General features: G+C 31.8%; 14 protein-coding genes. 6 read left to right on the top strand and 8 right to left on the bottom strand.

What is annotated here, in order from left to right:
- Positions 1-172: 172 nt before the first annotated feature.
- Positions 173-838, top strand: coding sequence for a hypothetical protein (locus ACE025_RS05420; protein WP_485938233.1), 666 nt, complete (start codon positions 173-175; stop codon positions 836-838).
- A 13-nt stretch (positions 839-851) separates the two neighbouring features.
- The gene (locus ACE025_RS05415; protein ID WP_485938231.1) at positions 852-1,313 is read left to right on the top strand and encodes a hypothetical protein; all 462 of its coding nucleotides are present in this window, start codon (positions 852-854) and stop codon (positions 1,311-1,313) included.
- A gap of 308 nt (positions 1,314-1,621) precedes the next feature.
- Here ACE025_RS05415 and ACE025_RS05410 read toward each other — a convergent pair whose 3' ends face one another.
- On the bottom strand, positions 1,622-2,005 hold the full coding sequence (locus tag ACE025_RS05410) for a hypothetical protein (protein WP_485938229.1): 384 nt from the start codon (positions 2,003-2,005) through the stop codon (positions 1,622-1,624).
- A 205-nt stretch (positions 2,006-2,210) separates the two neighbouring features.
- On the opposite strand from ACE025_RS05410, the gene ACE025_RS05405 reads away from it, so the two are divergent.
- The gene (locus tag ACE025_RS05405; RefSeq protein WP_485938227.1) at positions 2,211-2,600 is read left to right on the top strand and encodes a plasmid mobilization protein; all 390 of its coding nucleotides are present in this window, start codon (positions 2,211-2,213) and stop codon (positions 2,598-2,600) included.
- A gap of 15 nt (positions 2,601-2,615) precedes the next feature.
- Positions 2,616-4,001 carry a relaxase/mobilization nuclease domain-containing protein gene (locus ACE025_RS05400; protein ID WP_485938225.1) on the top strand — a complete coding sequence of 462 codons (1,386 nt, stop codon included), beginning with the start codon at positions 2,616-2,618 and terminating at the stop codon, positions 3,999-4,001.
- 70 nt (positions 4,002-4,071) lie between these two features.
- Here ACE025_RS05400 and ACE025_RS05395 read toward each other — a convergent pair whose 3' ends face one another.
- Together ACE025_RS05395 and ACE025_RS05390 are read right to left on the bottom strand one after the other, a co-directional pair.
- Entirely contained in the window at positions 4,072-4,320 is a 249-nt protein-coding gene (locus ACE025_RS05395) for a hypothetical protein (RefSeq protein ID WP_485938223.1), read from the bottom strand.
- A 190-nt stretch (positions 4,321-4,510) separates the two neighbouring features.
- Complete coding sequence (locus ACE025_RS05390; RefSeq protein ID WP_485938221.1) at positions 4,511-6,106, bottom strand: hypothetical protein; 1,596 nt, start codon at positions 6,104-6,106, stop codon at positions 4,511-4,513.
- Positions 6,107-7,160: 1,054 nt separating this feature from the next.
- Between ACE025_RS05390 and ACE025_RS05385 the strand changes: the two genes are divergently transcribed.
- Together ACE025_RS05385 and ACE025_RS05380 are read left to right on the top strand one after the other, a co-directional pair.
- The gene (locus tag ACE025_RS05385) at positions 7,161-7,997 is read left to right on the top strand and encodes a ParA family protein (protein WP_485938219.1); all 837 of its coding nucleotides are present in this window, start codon (positions 7,161-7,163) and stop codon (positions 7,995-7,997) included.
- Positions 7,998-8,035: 38 nt separating this feature from the next.
- Positions 8,036-8,398, top strand: coding sequence for a hypothetical protein (locus tag ACE025_RS05380; RefSeq protein WP_485938217.1), 363 nt, complete (start codon positions 8,036-8,038; stop codon positions 8,396-8,398).
- A gap of 774 nt (positions 8,399-9,172) precedes the next feature.
- On the opposite strand, the gene ACE025_RS05375 is transcribed toward ACE025_RS05380, so the two are convergent.
- The 5 genes from ACE025_RS05375 to ACE025_RS05355 all read right to left on the bottom strand — a co-directional run bounded on the left by ACE025_RS05375 (position 9,173) and on the right by ACE025_RS05355 (position 16,765).
- A complete protein-coding gene (locus ACE025_RS05375; protein ID WP_485938214.1) occupies positions 9,173-9,625 on the bottom strand; it encodes an Rrf2 family transcriptional regulator in 453 nt (150 codons plus the stop codon).
- Between the two features lie 343 nt (positions 9,626-9,968).
- Positions 9,969-10,742 carry a nuclear transport factor 2 family protein gene (locus ACE025_RS05370; protein WP_485938212.1) on the bottom strand — a complete coding sequence of 258 codons (774 nt, stop codon included), beginning with the start codon at positions 10,740-10,742 and terminating at the stop codon, positions 9,969-9,971.
- An 826-nt stretch (positions 10,743-11,568) separates the two neighbouring features.
- Positions 11,569-13,023 carry a glycoside hydrolase family 1 protein gene (locus tag ACE025_RS05365; RefSeq protein WP_485938210.1) on the bottom strand — a complete coding sequence of 485 codons (1,455 nt, stop codon included), beginning with the start codon at positions 13,021-13,023 and terminating at the stop codon, positions 11,569-11,571.
- A gap of 30 nt (positions 13,024-13,053) precedes the next feature.
- Positions 13,054-14,829, bottom strand: a complete 1,776-nt coding sequence (locus tag ACE025_RS05360) for a beta-glucoside-specific PTS transporter subunit IIABC (protein ID WP_485938208.1) — start codon at positions 14,827-14,829, stop codon at positions 13,054-13,056.
- 187 nt (positions 14,830-15,016) lie between these two features.
- Positions 15,017-16,765: a BglG family transcription antiterminator gene (locus ACE025_RS05355; protein ID WP_485938206.1), complete on the bottom strand. Its 1,749-nt coding sequence runs from the start codon at positions 16,763-16,765 to the stop codon at positions 15,017-15,019.
- Between the last annotated feature and the right edge of the window lie 570 nt (positions 16,766-17,335).

The raw sequence follows: 17,335 nt of genomic DNA, 5'->3' as shown, positions 1-17,335 counted from the left end.
GCATATTCACCTCTTTTTGCAATTCTAATTTAGTTGAATGTAAACCATTAGTTGCTAAATGTAAACTAATAGTTGCGTTACATATAAGTTAAAAATGAGGATAATAAATACATGAAAAGGAGGGCAGGGGTAATATGAATACTGTTTATTAAAATGTACTAGGAGGATGGAAATGAAAAAAATATCTATATTTTTAATTGCACTTGTCACGATGGCATTGACACCTTTGCAGGCTTCAGCAGCTATAGAAAATTCTGATACTTTATCTAACATTACTGAATTAACTAAGATAGTGGAAGCAAAAAGAGAAAAACAAGGATTTGTTAGTGAAGATGATATAGACTTGTTAATGCTTAAGGAAGAACTAAGTAAAATAGAAGTAACTTCTGAATCCTACTGGACCCCAGATGCTGTTAAAGAAGAAGCGTTTACTACTTTTGGCTATGGGCAATGGCATAATTTAGGTAAAGGATGGAAAGCCAGAGTAGATAAGCCAACTCACGGTGGTGCTTCCAAACCACATGTCCATGTAGAAAAAGGGGACAAGAAAGGGGTAGAAAACGTAGATGGAACGAAGTCACATGGGAAAAACTTAAATAGTGCTGGGGTTCCAAAAGACATCCAAAATAAAGCAAGAGGACTAGCAGATTATAAAAAAGGTAAAAAAGACTTAGCTAATATGAAAAAAGCTAAACAACAAATTACATCAAAAAAATTGAATTTACGTAAATACGCTGATATTGTTATAGCAATTGGTATTTTTGTTAGTGTCGTTGGTTTAATGATTTTCGCATCTGGAGCAGTAAGCGCATGGGGCGCATTTTTATTAGCAATTTAAAAGGAGATTTTTTATGAAATATTTCACTGAAGCCAAGCATGACTTAGAGGGTTACCATAAAAACTTACTGTCTTTAAAAAAAATGTTAGATCCTAAAACTTTTAAATTCATGTTAAACGAAAGTTTTCACGATAGTACATTAAATAAATTCACCATAGTGAACAATTATGGTGAATCCAACCATAATACTGAAAAAGATAGTATTGTATCAGTATCAGCTCACTTAAAGCACTGGAATGAACATGAATATGAGTTGTTATGGGAAAATGTGACAGTATACTTATTAGATTTTGATATATCAAGAAATAAAATAGCAGAAAGTGACCAAATATTATTTGATAGAGGATTAGATGAATGGTCCCATGACGAGTTATCAATAGTTAGACACAATTATTTAAGACATGAAATTTTATTATTTTCACAAACAACTATCATAATTGAATGTAGTAAATTTTCTATTAATCAGATTAGTTAATTACAGCTTAAATGACTCACATATTAAAAGATTATTTTTATTATTATTTTACGAACTCTATATGAAGAAGCTGGGAATTAACTCCCAGCTTCTTTATGTTTACGAATATAGATTTCGTAAACGTACTCAAAAAGGTAGCTCCGAACCACTGTAACGAATAATGCTCGAATGTTCTACTATCATCCTGTACTTATTCGTAACAGTAGTTCGGGGATAAGCGGATTTTCCCACTCTCTTCGTATTGAAATTTAACAAAACTATTCATAGTAGGGTTCTTGTTTGCATACATTTATTCAATTTATAGCTCATCAAAATATTTGATATAAATTAGATAATTTTTTTTTAACTAAATTAATATCTAAAAACTTGTTTGGGTTATTAATAACTTCTTTTCCATCTTGCAATAAGGGCTCTAACGCTTCCTGTTGTTCTTCATTTAACAACCTATTTTTTGTTATATTTGAAAATTCCTCTGACGTTCTTAATCCATGCTCTTTCATAAAATTTTTAGCAATTTTCAGTATTTTTTTATCTTCTTCTTCTTTCATTTTCAGTCTTGCTTTTTTCTTTCTCTCTTTCAATTCCGCTTCTAATTTATCTACTAAAGACAATTCAATTTCTAGATTTTTTTCTTCACCTTTTGTCTGTCTTTTGATTAATAAATCCAGTTCATCTGTAATGGTTTTTTTCACGATTATTTTTTCTCCTTTTACTTTTGTTTTATCAATAATCCTATGTATTTTTAAACAGGGGATTGGGGGAACCCCAACAAGTCCAAAATGGAACAGGCTGAAAGCATGGGCCCTTTTTGATATGCTTGCTAAAATCTATTGGTACATATATAATCTTATTATAATCAACTATTCTGGACTAATCAATAGGCGGTGTAAATAACGTATGACGAAATCAAAAGAAGTGAAGTTTAGATTGACAGAAGAAGAGTTAGAGACTGCAACCTATTTAGCAGAAAAGTACGGTATGACTATTAATGCTTTAGCTAAATTTATGGTACTGAATTTGGCAGCTCCCACTTCAAAAACAGATCGAGAAGTGATCAAAGATTTAAACACTCAAATCGGCAGAATCGGAAACAATATTAATCAGATCGCACGTCAAGTAAACACCTCTAGTTCTTTCTATGTCTCTGAAAAAAAACAAGTCATGACCAGTTTGCTGGAGATCAGAAATGACACCAGACAATTAGTAGGGAAAAAAGAAATTTCAGAAGAAGAATTTCAAAAAGAAGGGAAACAGATTAGAAGCAACATAAACAGTCTGTTCTTTTAAAAGTGAGGGGTATCTATGCCAGTATTTGAAGTGTTAGGTGGAACTCGAAATGTGAATGCGACTCTCAATTATTGTGAGAATGAGCAAGTGACCAACAGTACAGGAAAAAAAATCAATAAGTGTGCCTTAAAAGCAGGCGTCAATTGCGATATTGCTGATATTCGCTCCGATTTTGAGGAAACACGCAATTACTTTAATAAAAATGGTGGACGCCAGGGCATACACTTTGTCTTGTCCTTCAACCCTAGAGAACTGCGTAATACTTTACCAAACCAACAAAAATGTCTGGAAATTGGGATAAATTTAGCGGAAAAGATCGCTAAAGATCACGAATCAGGTGTTTTTGTTCATGTAGACCAAGATCATTTGCATTGTCATATTGTCACGAATGCGGTGGCTTTTAAATCGGGTAAAAAATACCACATGGAGAAAGACAAGGATTTAGTGATCCTTCGGAACCTTTCAGATGAAGTCTGCAAAGATTATGACATTCAGCCTTTAGAAGCCTATAAAGGGGCTGTACGTGCTGAAAAGAGCGTAGAAAAAAGGATTTTAGATCGTGGCGGTGTCACGTGGAAAAGTGAAATTGTGCAAGCTGTTAAATATGCGAAAGAAAATGCCCTGTCAGAAGATCATTTTAAGGCACTATTAGCAGAAAAAGGTGTGGAACGCTATCAACGCGGAGAAAAATCTTTTGGATATGAACATGTGGGACAACGTGAAGCAGGAAAGACCAAATACCGGATGAGAGATACCAATAAAGCACTAGAAGGGAATCATTACTCGGATGTCCTAAAACAAATCCAAGCCAATCAAAATCCACCACATAAGAATGTTGCTTCTCACCAACCTTTAGAGCGAACACAACCGGCGTTTTCTTCTCCTATCCAGTTGCCAGCTGTAACAGATGATTTTGAAAAAACTATCGCGCTAAATAAGGCCCAAAAAAGCGATATAAGAGCTTATACCTCTCGTCAGCTAGCTGAATCCAAAACCGAAGCTGAACGAGCTCAAATCAAGCAAAAAGAAGCGTTTGAGCTGCAACAAGCTGAGATTAACAAAGAGATTCGCTTGAAAGAAGCTGAATTTTACAAATTCTTTGATAATCTACAATCAGAGTTCTCCTACACTACTCATAGCGAACTTAAAAAAGAAGAGGGGAATCCAACCTTTTACTTTGGCGGATCTATTAGAAAAAACTATCGTGTATCTTTTGAAAAAGAACGCGAGGGGATTTCTTTTTCAACATACGAAGAGGATGACTATAAAGAAGTAGACTTTGCTCACTTCTCCAACCAAGAACATACAAAACGATTAAAAAAACAGATTTATGAGCAAGCTGAAAATCAAATGCAACAAGCTATTATGGAAAGAAGAAGACAATCTTTCTTAGAAATGTAATCCCGTTATATAACAAAAACCCAAGAACTTTACTCTTGGGTTTTTGTTGTTCTATTCTGCAAATCTTAATTTACGAAAATTTATATGGTTCAACTTCAGTAACAAAATCTCCATCCTCATCTTGAAACGATACTTCTTTAAAAATCAAAAAATGAGGTTCCGACAATACGCCTTCTTTTGCATATCGTAATTCCGGATCATTTTTAGAAACAAAGTCCCCTGAAACACTATCATAAAAAAGTTTAAAGTCGCCTATTTTTGATTCCGGGAATGAAAAATCATTTATAAAAAATGCAAAAATACCACTAGAAAAATCCATAACATTCATCTCCTTTAGTTAAAAAAAATACATGTTTTACTATTCTTTACTTCTTTAAATTTTTAATCTCCATTTTTATTGCGGCCTGTTAATGGATAGTCACCTTCATTTGTAAAAAGAGGTAATCAACCAATAGAACCTTTTTTCATTACTACTAAATCAGATTTTTAAATTCAAAAGAAATTCAGATTCAATATCTTTCGGGTTCTTCCAAAAAAGGAACCTGTTTCTCAATTAATCGAGTCATAATCAAATAAATTAATTTAGAAGAATAACTATTGTCTACATAAAAACCAGAATTATAAGTGATTATTTCTTCAATAGTGGTTACTTTATGAGCACTATCTATTTTTCCATTTTTTTCTAAAAATAATACATATTCAACTAAAGATTTACGAGTAGCAAATAAACAGTCTATATTGCCATCATGAATAATCAAACCAATAGGACTTAGAGAATAATATATAGCATGATCTAGCGTAGAAGTTAAAAAAGCATCCATAGTTTGCATTTCAATATCATTTACATAATGAGAATAGTTTTTAACAATAGTCATACTAGTTTCTAATTCTTCATTTATAATTTTTTCTGGAGCAGGAACTAATTCATTAAACCAATTTTTTTCTTTTGCGACTTTTGAAAAAAAGAGCTTTGTTTGAATATCAAATTCTAATTGATAAGGATAATTATAACTTTTTATCCCCCACTCTTCTTTCTCATATCTAACAATCATTTGATCTGCTAATTTCACAATAAAATCGATTTCATGATAAGAGTAATTTCCCCACTTATTTGAAGTTCTATGATTATCAGCATCTCGAATAACCTTATATAAAATAGCATATATCTGTGAAGGAGAATAAAATTCAATCCATCTATCAAATGCATTAAAAATCTTTTTTTCTTGCTCTACATTCCCTAACTCTCTAGTAAATCTCAGTTCTTTCATCTGAAATTTAAACAGCTTATACAATTCTCTTTTAACCAAATACTTCCAGATAAAAATTAGTTCTTCGCCATCTTCTACTTCTATTTCCGATCCATTTTGAAGTAATTCAAAAACTTCTTCATCATCATAAACCTCATGACTTATATTCAATGCTAAGTAAGCATCATTCACACTGTAAGAATAAGATGTTTCTGTCACATTAGAAAATACACTTAAGGCATTTTGCTCAGACATTTTAAGTACTCTTCTATCTAATAACTCAACCAATAAACGATCAGAAAAACCAACATTCAGATCGCTATATGTGCGATAAGGTGAGATTAAATACCCATACTCTATCCCTACAAGTTGAAGTAAAGCCGCTATATGAAGTCTATCCATTACACTAAGCTCATTCAATTCTACTGGATCCTTATAAACATCCCGAATAACTTTTACAACTTTTTCTTTTTCTAGTACTTCTTCTTTTTTACAATTTAAACAGCTACAACTTTTCTTTAAATAGTTACCACCTGAATATTCTACATGATTACATTCTAAACAAATTCCATCTGGTGAATAAGTACTTAAATTTCCTTTACTAGGTAAAGGAGCTGTTAAATATGAGCCATCATAAGGACATTCTTTATCCATATAATAATTAGGAAGATGCTTAGAAAACGAAGAAATATTCTGTAAAGGTAATCGATAGTCCTCTACTATTTCTTGAACATTTTTTTCCTTTGAATAATATAATTCAATAATTGCATTTAAATCCTGATCACTTATATGAGTGAATATATTTTTTTCTTCATCCTTACGGACTAATTTACGATTTAATACCTCTTCAATATCCATACTTTTCTCCTCCTAATAACAGGTCACAAAGAAATTACAATACATTTATCAGAATAACGTAAATTAAATCAAAACAAGTTATTAATTTTTGCAGAAATATTTTTTTAGTACTTGTTTTTTGGTCGTCTATTTGCTAACAGAGGTGCTGATGTTTTGGTGTTGAGCATAGTTGTACCCTAGAAAAGCCATATAAAAAAATATATGACAATCTAGGGTACAACATGCGTTTTTATTTTTATGTATGTTTGTTTCTAACGTCGGCGAGACGATTGGAGCCACTATCACATCTGTATGCGTTGGTGTTATGAAACACACCTAAAACCCTCTTAAAATCCTCCCTAAGAGCTTTGTTTTAGGCTACCAGGCTTTTGGCCCAGGATTACCACCCCCGCCGTTAAATCGGTCGCGGTCACCATTCAGGGAAAGAGTGCATACAGTGACCTCTTTTGATCCCCTATCGCTAGTTATTGAAGTGGCTAGCGCCTAACCTGTCCCCTTAGTCCCAGTTTTTCATGGCTGCAGCTTGTCCCCTACAGTTTTAAAAAAAGTCCTATTATTGCCAACGTAAAAAGAGGCTGGTATAATAAGACACATACAACCGGATAAGTTTTGTGTGTCTCGTAGATTGGCGTCTACGGGGCTTTTTTTGTATTCAATTTTAGTCTTGCTTTGAATTGAGTTAAATGTACTACACTATTTTTTTTTTGTAAAACCTTATTTTGTAGGCAAAAACTCATTTATTTGTAGACATATCTACATGTAGATATGTAGATATGTAGATGTGTATACATGTAGATCCGTAGATTTGTAGATATATATACATGGTGCTCATCATCCTTTTATTATCAACATTTTTTTAATGTAGATATGTTTACATACAGCTTTGTAGATTTGTAGATACATATACATGTAGATTTGTAGATTTGTAGATACATATACATGTAGATTTGTAGACGGCTTTTCTTGATAACGTTTGACATATTGATTCAGCATGGTATATTTACGTTATATTATTAAATGTAGATTTGTAGACAAATAAGAAAAGAGGGTTACGATGGCTAAGGTTATAACATTTGGAAATTTCAAGGGTGGAACAGGTAAGACAACTAATAGTGCAATGATGGCTTACACATTATCTAAACTAGGCTATAAGACATTATTAGCGGATTTAGATCCTCAAGCGAATGCAACATCTTTGTATTTACATACGAAACAGCGAATTACGAATAATATTGTTACGTTTGATAAGACGTTAATGTCTGCGATAGCAGATGAAGACTTATCGGATATTATTATTAAAATCAAAGAAAATCTTTTTTTACTGCCCAGCTTTGCAGATTTTACTTCATATCCATTATTCTTAGAAAAGAAATTTCCAGACAGTCAGTTTAATAGGGTGACTTTTCTAAATGAATTAATGATTAAGATTAAAGATGACTACGATTTTATTCTGGTCGATGTTCCACCTACTTTAAGTACTTATACGGATTCAGCATTGTTAGCTTCAGACTACACTATTATTGTCCTTCAGACGCAAGAGCGTTCTTTAGTCGGTGCTGAAGCGTATGTAGGGTACTTGCAAGAACTTATTGATAACTATAATGCAGATTTTGATATTTTAGGTGTACTACCTGTATTACTAAAAAATAATTCAAAGGTTGACGAAGCTACGCTCAATACAGCTAAAGATAAATTTGGTGAAGAAAATTTATTCAAAAATGTAGTCAAAAATATGGAGCGATTAAAGCGGTATGACATCATTGGGATAGTTGATCCTGATTTGGATACTAAATATGATATTCACGATAAGAGAGTCATGGGGCTTTATAAGCGAGTGACGGAAGAAATGTTGAATCGATTAGAAGCGATAGAATTTCGTAACGAACAGTAGACATATTCAGACTATATAGGAAAGAAGTGTGTGACAGTATGGCAGATAATTTATTAAATAAAAATAAAGGGAAACGGAATCTTCTGGAGAGAAAAGAAGAAGTAAAACCCCAACAATCGTTTAATCGTTCAAGTTTATTTACAGTAAATGAATATCAGAAAACTAATGTAGAACAAAATAAAGACTCCCTTCGAAAAAAAGAAAAGAGTAAAACGACTACTATTCGTTGTTCAGCTGATACATCACATCGTCTAAATGCAATCGTTACTTCTTTTAATTTAGACAGTGTTAATGAACTGATAGAAATCTTGCTAGATAATTATGAGGCTTCTTTAACGACGGATGAACGAAGAGAAATCAAGACTTTACTAGAGGTTTATCAACGCAAATCAAAAAAATAGCTTTGTAGACTTGTCTACATGTAGACAAGTCTACAAAGCTTGAAGATGTTTTGATTCAATTAGCTCATTACTTAGCAGTGATATAGGGAACTACGATTTCTTTACCCGCTAACGTTTCTATTCTTATCAATGGAACTTTCCCAACCAGCTCCGGGGTAACCGTCAAAAATTTTATGAGATGGAGAACCACAAACAAGCTTTTGAGAGAATAACCAGTCATTTAATCACCGAGGAGTCTCTCTATAACCATCATTAAAGAGTTTCATGTTGATTTAATGGATTGCTTGAAAGAGTATGATGACATGAGTGAATATTAAAACCGTACTACAAATAACAAAGAAGAATATGCTGTTTTAAAACTGGCCTTTCTCTTTTAAGCAGTGAAAAGAGAGGAGAACCCTTAATTTCAAACTAGGCAATTACATTTTATCTTTCAATTAGTTTAGACAAGTATGACTCTAGGCGTCCTGTTACAAAAGATTTTGATACTTTTTCAATATCCGAATCAGTGATTTCCTCAGAATAACATTTTGTGTACTAAGCGATTTCGCTTTAGAGAGTTTACGAACAAGAACATATACGTTGGCAAGTGATAATAGATTAATCATTAGATGAACACTTCGACTTTCTAACCTACCTGTAACAACTGTTATCATATAGTTCAACATCATTCCCTATCTTCTTTTTACTTCAATAAGATTTTGACAAATTTTTTTCTAAAGTCATTTATTTCAAAAATTCTCCATGTATGAGTTAATAATTTCAACATTTTTATCATTCGACTAAACTTTTTTCTGTCTTTTTCTGGTTCTCTTGAATCAAAACTTTTTTAATGATATCTGCCAAAGTTATTTTTCTCATTTCTTCTTCGGCGTTTATTTGAATTCTATTGTATGTTTGATTTAGTACTTCTTGTATATTTCCACCTACTATACATGATGGATTTGTTTTTTTATCAATGTGCAATAACCTTCTATCCTTCTCTATGCTACAATAAATATCAAACAACGTGATTTCATTCCTGTCTTTAGATAATTTAGGGTTTGCTTTTCCGCGCTGGCTCTCTATCAATCCTGCGCGACGCAAATCACTCATTATACGGCGCACATATGCTGAATTAGTTTCTACACTTGAGGCAATTGTATCACTTGTCAAATCTGTTCCTTTATAAATTTCTAAATATGCCAAAATATGAATGGCGTCACTGTACTTAGTTGAGTATTTCATACTGAATTTCTCCTATCTTTATACTATTTCTTACTTCATCATAAACCCTTTCCTTATAATTTACAAAATTGCATTCCGAGTTTTGATAACTTAGTTTGCAAAAAATATTGTATATCTACTTGCTAATTTCTTTAATTCTATTAAAAGAAACTTTGAAATTAGGTTATTTTTTGATTTAGTCTTTAAAATATTTCTAAAGATGGATAGTATATGTCATCCTATAGTACAGTAACTAAGAAACCCAATCTTTATCTACCAAAAAAGGTCTGATATAATTATCTAATATTCTCAATTTTTTCAAATAAAAAAGAGCAATATAATTATTGCTCTTGCAAATTACTAATTAAAACTTACCGTTATCATTTTTAGCTTCTGTATCAGGAATAATTGTTTCCAAAACATCCCAATGCTCAACGATCTTACCGTCATTAACTCGGAAAAGATCGTAAAAAGAAGTTGGTTTTCCACCAAATGACCCTTCACTTACAGCTAACGCAAAGTCTCCTTGTGCTAAGACTTGATAGGTTTTATTATAGATCATTTCAATACCTGATTTTGCTAATTCTTCTAAAGCTAAACCTAACCCACTGACTCCATCCGCAATACCCGTGTTGTGTTGAATATAAGTATCCCCATTAAAATACGTGAGTATTTTTTCAGGAGCTGCACCCTGTAAAATATCTACTACAAAATTAGATACTAATTCTCGTGTTTCTTCTTTATTCACGTCTTTAACTTCTAACGTACCATCAATTTGAGTACGTCCGCTGGGATTTGGAGCTGCTTTATCAGTAATATTATCCCAATGTTCTACAATTTTGTCATTTGTATCAAAACGGAAAATATCAAAAACTATTTGATCGCCTGCGCCTGCAAAATTATATTCAGATTGCAAAAAAACTTTATCTCCATCTTCAAACTCACGAATAGTTTTTACTATAGTTTTTACAGGTGCTAACGATAGACCTTGTACTGCAGCAATAAAAGCATCAGCTCCAGTTTCATAATTTAGATTATGTTGAATGTAGTCAGCAGCTAGTAAATTCTTAGCTACTTCAATATCCCCAGTAGCAAAAGTATTTATCAACAGTTTAGCTTTTTCAATATTTGTAGTCATAATAAGTCCTCCATCTTTTATTTATATTTTTATTACAACTACATGTTACTTTTAAAGTTACAACATGTCAACTCTTTTTACTAGTAATTTACTTTTTTTATGTACTTTGCATAATTACATACTATTTATTATTCAGTACGTTTGCCTCTAAATATACACATATTTGCAGCAATTATATAACAACGTCACACTTTGAATACTCCTTCTCACACTACCAGTTGTATAATCTCATATAAGACAGTTAAATATCGAAAATAGAACTTGTACGAATCTTCTCTTTATAATTTCTTGATGAATTGCATACATGGTGAAGAGTCTCTAGTGTTTATTACAGGGGTATCAATATGACTAGTACTACCTATATCTAGTTCTTAGCTAACTAATTTTTTAATTTTGATCTTTCTTCATCTTTTAACCCTTACTCTCTGATTATATAATCACTATTTTATCTGCTTAGTGCTACTAAAAAAGTTTGAAATATTCAATCTAACCTCGTTTTAAAAATTGCCTCGAGAACTTCGAACTGTTAAAAGAGCCCCTTCATTCTTAGCTTTAGTGACAATAGGTCTTGAATCTCTCTCGATACTACTAAATATCCATACTTTCATAACTCTCCTACTTACCTACTCATATTTTTTACTCTTTCGATTTTAATCTAATCTTAAAAAAGAGCTGGTTCTTCTTTCTAAAGAAGAACCAGCTCTTTTTTAAGATTATAATACTTTCCCATTATTTTTTATTTAATTGATAGTCTTATATGTTTATTTAAGTTTTAATTCGTACGCCAAATCCTTAAATACTTTGATAAAAAATTTATTTTTGCCCCTTACAATTCTTTACCATTAGAATCAATTACCTTTTTATACCAATCAAATGATTTCTTTTTATAACGCTTCTTTGTTCCATTACCTTCATCATCCTGATCAACATAAATATAACCATATCGCTTAGACATTTGAGAAGTTGAGGCGCTGACAATATCAATACATCCCCATGACGTATAGCCGAATAAGTCTACACCATCTTTTATTGCTTCTTCCATTTGAATTATATGTTTTCTCAAATAGTCAATTCGATAATCATCCTTAATCGTTCCATCATCTTCAATTTGATCTACTGCACCTAATCCATTTTCTGCAATAAATAGCGGTTTTTGATAACGATCATATAATTGGTTTAGAGCAATTCTTAATCCTTTAGGGTCGATTTGCCATCCCCATTCACTGCTTTCTAAATAAGGGTTATTTATTCCTCCTGTGATTAAATTGCCTGTCGCACCTTCATGATTTTCTGGATTAGCGCTTATTGCACTTGACATGTAATAACTAAAGGATACAAAATCTACTGGATAAGTTCTAAGAATTTCCTCATCACCAGTTTCCATTATCAATTTGACTCCTTTTTCTTCAAACATCCTATTCGTATAAGCTGGATAATATCCTCTGGCTTGAACATCACTAAAAAATAATGATGTTCTTTGATAGTCCATTGTTTTTTGGACATCATCTGGATCACAACTATATGGAACTAACAATTGATAGCTAATCATACATCCAACTTGAGAACCAGGAATTATTTCATGACATATTTTTGTAGCTAAAGCACTAGCTACAAATTGATGATGTGCTCCTTGGTATTTAGCTTGTTCCAAATTTGGATGGTTTTCTTCAATAATTCCCACACTAACATAAGGATGATGTTTTACACAGTTTATTTCATTAAATGTCATCCAATATTTAACTTTCTTTTTGTACCTTGTGAAGACTGTAGTAGCAAATTTAACGTAAAAGTTGATTAATTTTCGATCAGTCCAACCTGCGTAATTAGTGACTAGATGAAGAGGCATTTCATAATGCGAAAGAGATACAATTGGTTCAATACCATACTTTAATAGTTCATCGAAGACTTTGTCGTAAAATGCTAACCCAGATTCATTCGGCTCTATCTCATCCCCTTTTGGAAAGATTCTTGTCCAAGCAATAGACATCCGGTAACATTTGAATCCCATTTCAGAAAATAATTTAATATCTTCTTTATAGTGATGATAAAAATCTACTCCATGTCTTTTAGGATAATATGCTTTACTATTAGGGTTTTGAGCTTCTTTTACTTGATTGTGAGTCATCATTAACCATTGATCTGTCCATTTTTCTTTAGGTTTAGAACTATCAAAGGTATATACGTCTGACACCGACAAGCCTTTTCCATCTATATTAAAAGCGCCTTCAACTTGGTTTGCAGCTGTTGCTCCACCCCACATAAAATTCTCTGGAAATGCCATTTTCTTTCCTCCTATATGTTTTCTTCTTTTCTACAATAATGCTGGAATTTGAATTCCTTTGAACTCAGAACTATTAGTTACGACAAGAATCACTGTTGTATCATAGCCCGCTTTCTTAATTTCCTCATTATCAAAACGTAATAATTGATCTCCTACTTCAACGTAATCTCCTACCTGAACAAATGTTTCAAAGTCTTTACCATTAAGGTTTACGGTATCAATTCCGACATGAATTAATATTTCTGCGCCTTCGTCACTTATAATACCAATTGCATGTTTTGTAGGAAACACGGTCATAATTTTCCCCTTTACAGGACTAACAACCATATTATCAATTGGTATTACTGCAAATCCATCACCCAGCATACCGCTAGAAAATGTTTCATCTTTCACTGATATTAAATCAATAATTTTTCCATTTGTTGGACTAGATAAATGAACTCCTTCTCTAGGAATTTCCTGTTTTTCTGTTTCATCTCTATAACCAAATACATATGTTAGTCCGCAAGATAAAATCATGGCTAAAAAGTAACTTATAACCAAAATTGGGAAACTTTTTCCAATATATATTGGAAAAGTTAAGATGCTTCGAGGGCCAATCGCAATCGCTCCAGCTCCCGCTGCTCCCACCACTGCCCCAAATACTGCTCCTACTGAGCAAGCAATAAAAAATGGTTTCTTGTGTTTTAAGGTAACTCCGTATACTGCGGGCTCTGTGATTCCAAATAGCGCGCTTATAAATGCTGATAGAGAAAGACTTCTCATTTTTACATTCTTTGATTTGAGGAAAACTCCTAGAACAGCTCCAGCTTGTGCAGCAACAGCCATGAAACAAGCCGGTCCGATAGTATCTCGACCAAAATAAGTCAAATTGTTTGTCATAATTGGAACCATTCCCCAATGTAAACCAAACATTACAAGTACCTGCCACAAACCACCGATAATAGCTCCTGAAACTAATGGACTCAAATTATAAACTGCCAAATAACCGCTTGCAATTAACTGGCTAGCATAATCTGAAATAGGACCTACAACTATCAAAGTAAGTGGTACAAGTATCAATATACAGAAAAAGGGAGTTAATAAATTTTTTATACTCTCATGAAGAATATTTCTAAAAAATTTTTCTACGTGTGATAATACCCAAACTGCAATAATTATAGGTATCACTGTACTTGTGTATTTTGCCAAAACTACAGGCAGTCCTAAAAAGTCGACGGATGCTCCATCTGTAAATGCTTGGACTATAGTTGGGTAGACTAAAGCCCCTGCAATAGCCATTGCCGTAAAACTATCAGCCTTAAATTTTTTCGCTGCTGTATACGCAAGAAAAATAGGTAAAAAATAGAAAAATGAATCTGCTGCTGCGTTAAGAATTAAATAGGTTCCCGATTCTACAGAAATCACATTCAGTGATGATAATAATGCTAAGAGTCCTTTAATTAATCCAGTTCCTGAAAGCACCCCTAATGTTGGTGCAAATACACCTGCTATCATATTTATAAATGAATTAAACAAAGTTTCCTTTTTAGCATCTTCTGGAAATGATGATTCCGTTTTCATTTTTGTAAACTCAGCTAGTGCATCATAAACTTCATTTACTGAATTACCTATAATTACCTGAAACATTCCTCCTGATTCCACAACACTAATAACTCCATCTAAAGACTCTATCGTTTTCTTATCAGCCTTTGAATCGTCTTTTAATGTAAAACGCAAACGTGTTGCACAATGGTAAACATTAGATATATTATTACTTCCACCAACATTTTCGGTAATTTTTTTAGCTAATATGCGATAATCCATTTTTTACCTCCTATATTTTTAAATATATTGGTTGTATTTGTTGCAAGATATCTTACCTAGTAAGTATAAGTTTATTTGATAAAACCATCTATTCAATAAATATCACTATTACCTGTCATATTTATTGAACACAAAAAATCGCGGATAATTATATAGAATCCGCGAAAAATTAAATCTATCATTATTATTAAAAAACCAGTTCAGAAATTACTTTAAAGAACATGAATATATCTTTAGGATCTTCATTGTATTGGGCAAAAACTATTCTCCTAATTCCTCTTTTATCAATCTTAATGCTTTTTTTCATACAGTATTCTTTAATGAATGTACAATTGCCAGCGTGTATCTTACAAACAAACAAGGTATCTGTTTTTATCGGAAATGAAATAGTATCTAAATCGCTTATAAAGTTAAAATCTGCTTGATCTATCTTGTCCTGTAAAAATAGTTTATTTTTTTCAGGATAATACGACTCTATTATATTTTCTTTTATTTTATTCTCCCTTTCAGAAATGATTCTCTGTAGTCTCATTGTTAGTTCTTGTTGTTCCTCTTTGTTTAATAACGTAGGTAAATAAACAAACTCATCTAATCGAAAAATGATTTCCTGTTCAGTTGAAATATGAAGATCAAATTCATTCATTATTTCTATATGTGTATCAAACTGGTATAGAGGTTCTGTATGGACTTGATTAATGTTATAATTTATCATTTCATAAATTTTTTGATGCAATGAACTTATTATGCTTGTGGAGTGATTAGTTAGAAGAAGAACTTTCAAATTATTTTTTTGTTTTCTTAGCGCTTCTGCTAAATACAATACTAAATAGGAACTTTCTGCTAAATTAGGCAAAAATCCAAAAATTTCCGGAAAAATTTTTCTGATAATATATGCTTCTAAAGGATATTCTTTCAATGTCATTAATGCAAAATGATTCAATATATTATTACCTGATTTTATTCGATTAATCATTGTTTTTATATGATTAACAATTGATTCTGTCCGAAAGTCGATGCTTTTTTTGGGTATAGATAACATTACTGAAACCTTTGATTCGAACTCTTCCAACTTATAGTATATTTCTTCACTATTTGTTATATCAAAACTCAGTTGATTTAATTCCAAAAAGTGAGTGATTAACCAAGATTGATTATCTGTACTAAAGTGAAAACCTGTTTCTTTCTCTATAGAGTAAACAAGCTCATCAAGTATATGTTTCTGTTTAATTATAAATTCTTTGTTCGGCTCTGTTACAAATCCCAATCTATCTCGAATGATTATAAAAGTTATATATCTGCCAAAACGGTAGACATCTTCACCAGAAATAATAAAACATTCATTTAGAAAAAAACGTTGTAGTAAACATAATATTTTTGGATAAAACTTACTAAACATTTGTTGGACATCTTCTTCCAGACAAGCATTCTTTATTTTAAACTCATTGCAAACTAGAGAAGCAAATATCCGCTTTGAATCTTCCGAGGAAATAACTTTGATCCCATTTTTTGTAGATACATTTAACTCAATATTTGGTCTTCGAGATAGCCATCTTTGAATAGTTCCAATCTCTATTGAAACTGCTGTTTTTGAAAGAAAAAAAGTATCTGCCAATTTCTGCATGCTAACATAATCTGTTTGAAATAATAAATAAAGTAAAAGGCTACTGGCTCTTTCATTCATAGATGAGTAAACTTTTTGAAATGATAGTCTTTTTGAAATATTTTGTTTGATTTCATCTGAAAGATAAATTAGTTTATACCCAAGTTTTTGGTTTGAACTAATCTTTATACTTGAATTATTTATAAGGTTTTTTACCTCACTTTGAACTGTTCGCTTATTTGTATGGATAACACTAGCAATTTTATCGCTGGACACCCAATCACGACAATTCTTCAAGTGTGTAATTATTTGAATTTGTCTGTCAGTAAGGTTCATTTTTATCATCCTCAAAAAATCGTGTTTGATTAAACATTATCATATAAAAGGTTACATCAACTACACTTTTAATTCATTCACATCTTTTTCTATTATAAATGAATTTTTTTAGTTAAATTAATTGACAACAGTACTCCTTCTTTTCATTAAAAACAATAAGTCATCTGAAATATTTTTTGCTTGATCAAAAGTAAATTGATTGATATTTACATACATATTTCTAAAACATCTTGCTCTTTAATTTAACCAGATTCAAATCTCTTCCTCATCATCCATGCTAATTGTTATGCACTGTTCTATTAGGCAAGATAAGCTACTGAAGTTTTCTATTCTCTTAAATTATGGCCATAATCTATTATGTATTTCTGATGAAATTCATCTCTATATTCGAGAAAAGAAGGAACCAATAATTGATTCCTTCCTTTAAATATCCTGCATAAAGAAAACTTATTAATTTCGTAGTCAGTTTTACTATCTGTTGGAGATAAAAACTTTTTTATTCTCATTATAACCTTAGATTTATTACTATCAGAACAGCACACTCATCAACTTCACAAACCATTGCTAGCA

Source organism: Desemzia sp. AGC72, from assembly GCF_057334175.1.
The sequence above is the reverse complement of the archived record's forward strand: the minus strand, read 5'-3'. Positions and strand labels throughout refer to the sequence as shown.

Bases quoted from the DNA above. Each gene is read 5' to 3' on its own strand.
- ACE025_RS05420 (WP_485938233.1), top strand. From the start codon at position 173: ATGAAAAAAATATCTATATTTTTAATTGCACTTGTCACGATGGCATTG.
- ACE025_RS05415 (WP_485938231.1), top strand. From the start codon at position 852: ATGAAATATTTCACTGAAGCCAAGCATGACTTAGAGGGTTACCATAAA.
- ACE025_RS05405 (WP_485938227.1), top strand. From the start codon at position 2,211: ATGACGAAATCAAAAGAAGTGAAGTTTAGATTGACAGAAGAAGAGTTA.
- ACE025_RS05400 (WP_485938225.1), top strand. From the start codon at position 2,616: ATGCCAGTATTTGAAGTGTTAGGTGGAACTCGAAATGTGAATGCGACT.
- ACE025_RS05395 (WP_485938223.1), bottom strand. From the start codon at position 4,320: ATGGATTTTTCTAGTGGTATTTTTGCATTTTTTATAAATGATTTTTCA.
- ACE025_RS05390 (WP_485938221.1), bottom strand. From the start codon at position 6,106: ATGGATATTGAAGAGGTATTAAATCGTAAATTAGTCCGTAAGGATGAA.
- ACE025_RS05385 (WP_485938219.1), top strand. From the start codon at position 7,161: ATGGCTAAGGTTATAACATTTGGAAATTTCAAGGGTGGAACAGGTAAG.
- ACE025_RS05380 (WP_485938217.1), top strand. From the start codon at position 8,036: ATGGCAGATAATTTATTAAATAAAAATAAAGGGAAACGGAATCTTCTG.
- ACE025_RS05375 (WP_485938214.1), bottom strand. From the start codon at position 9,625: ATGAAATACTCAACTAAGTACAGTGACGCCATTCATATTTTGGCATAT.
- ACE025_RS05370 (WP_485938212.1), bottom strand. From the start codon at position 10,742: ATGACTACAAATATTGAAAAAGCTAAACTGTTGATAAATACTTTTGCT.
- ACE025_RS05365 (WP_485938210.1), bottom strand. From the start codon at position 13,023: ATGGCATTTCCAGAGAATTTTATGTGGGGTGGAGCAACAGCTGCAAAC.
- ACE025_RS05360 (WP_485938208.1), bottom strand. From the start codon at position 14,829: ATGGATTATCGCATATTAGCTAAAAAAATTACCGAAAATGTTGGTGGA.
- ACE025_RS05355 (WP_485938206.1), bottom strand. From the start codon at position 16,765: ATGAACCTTACTGACAGACAAATTCAAATAATTACACACTTGAAGAAT.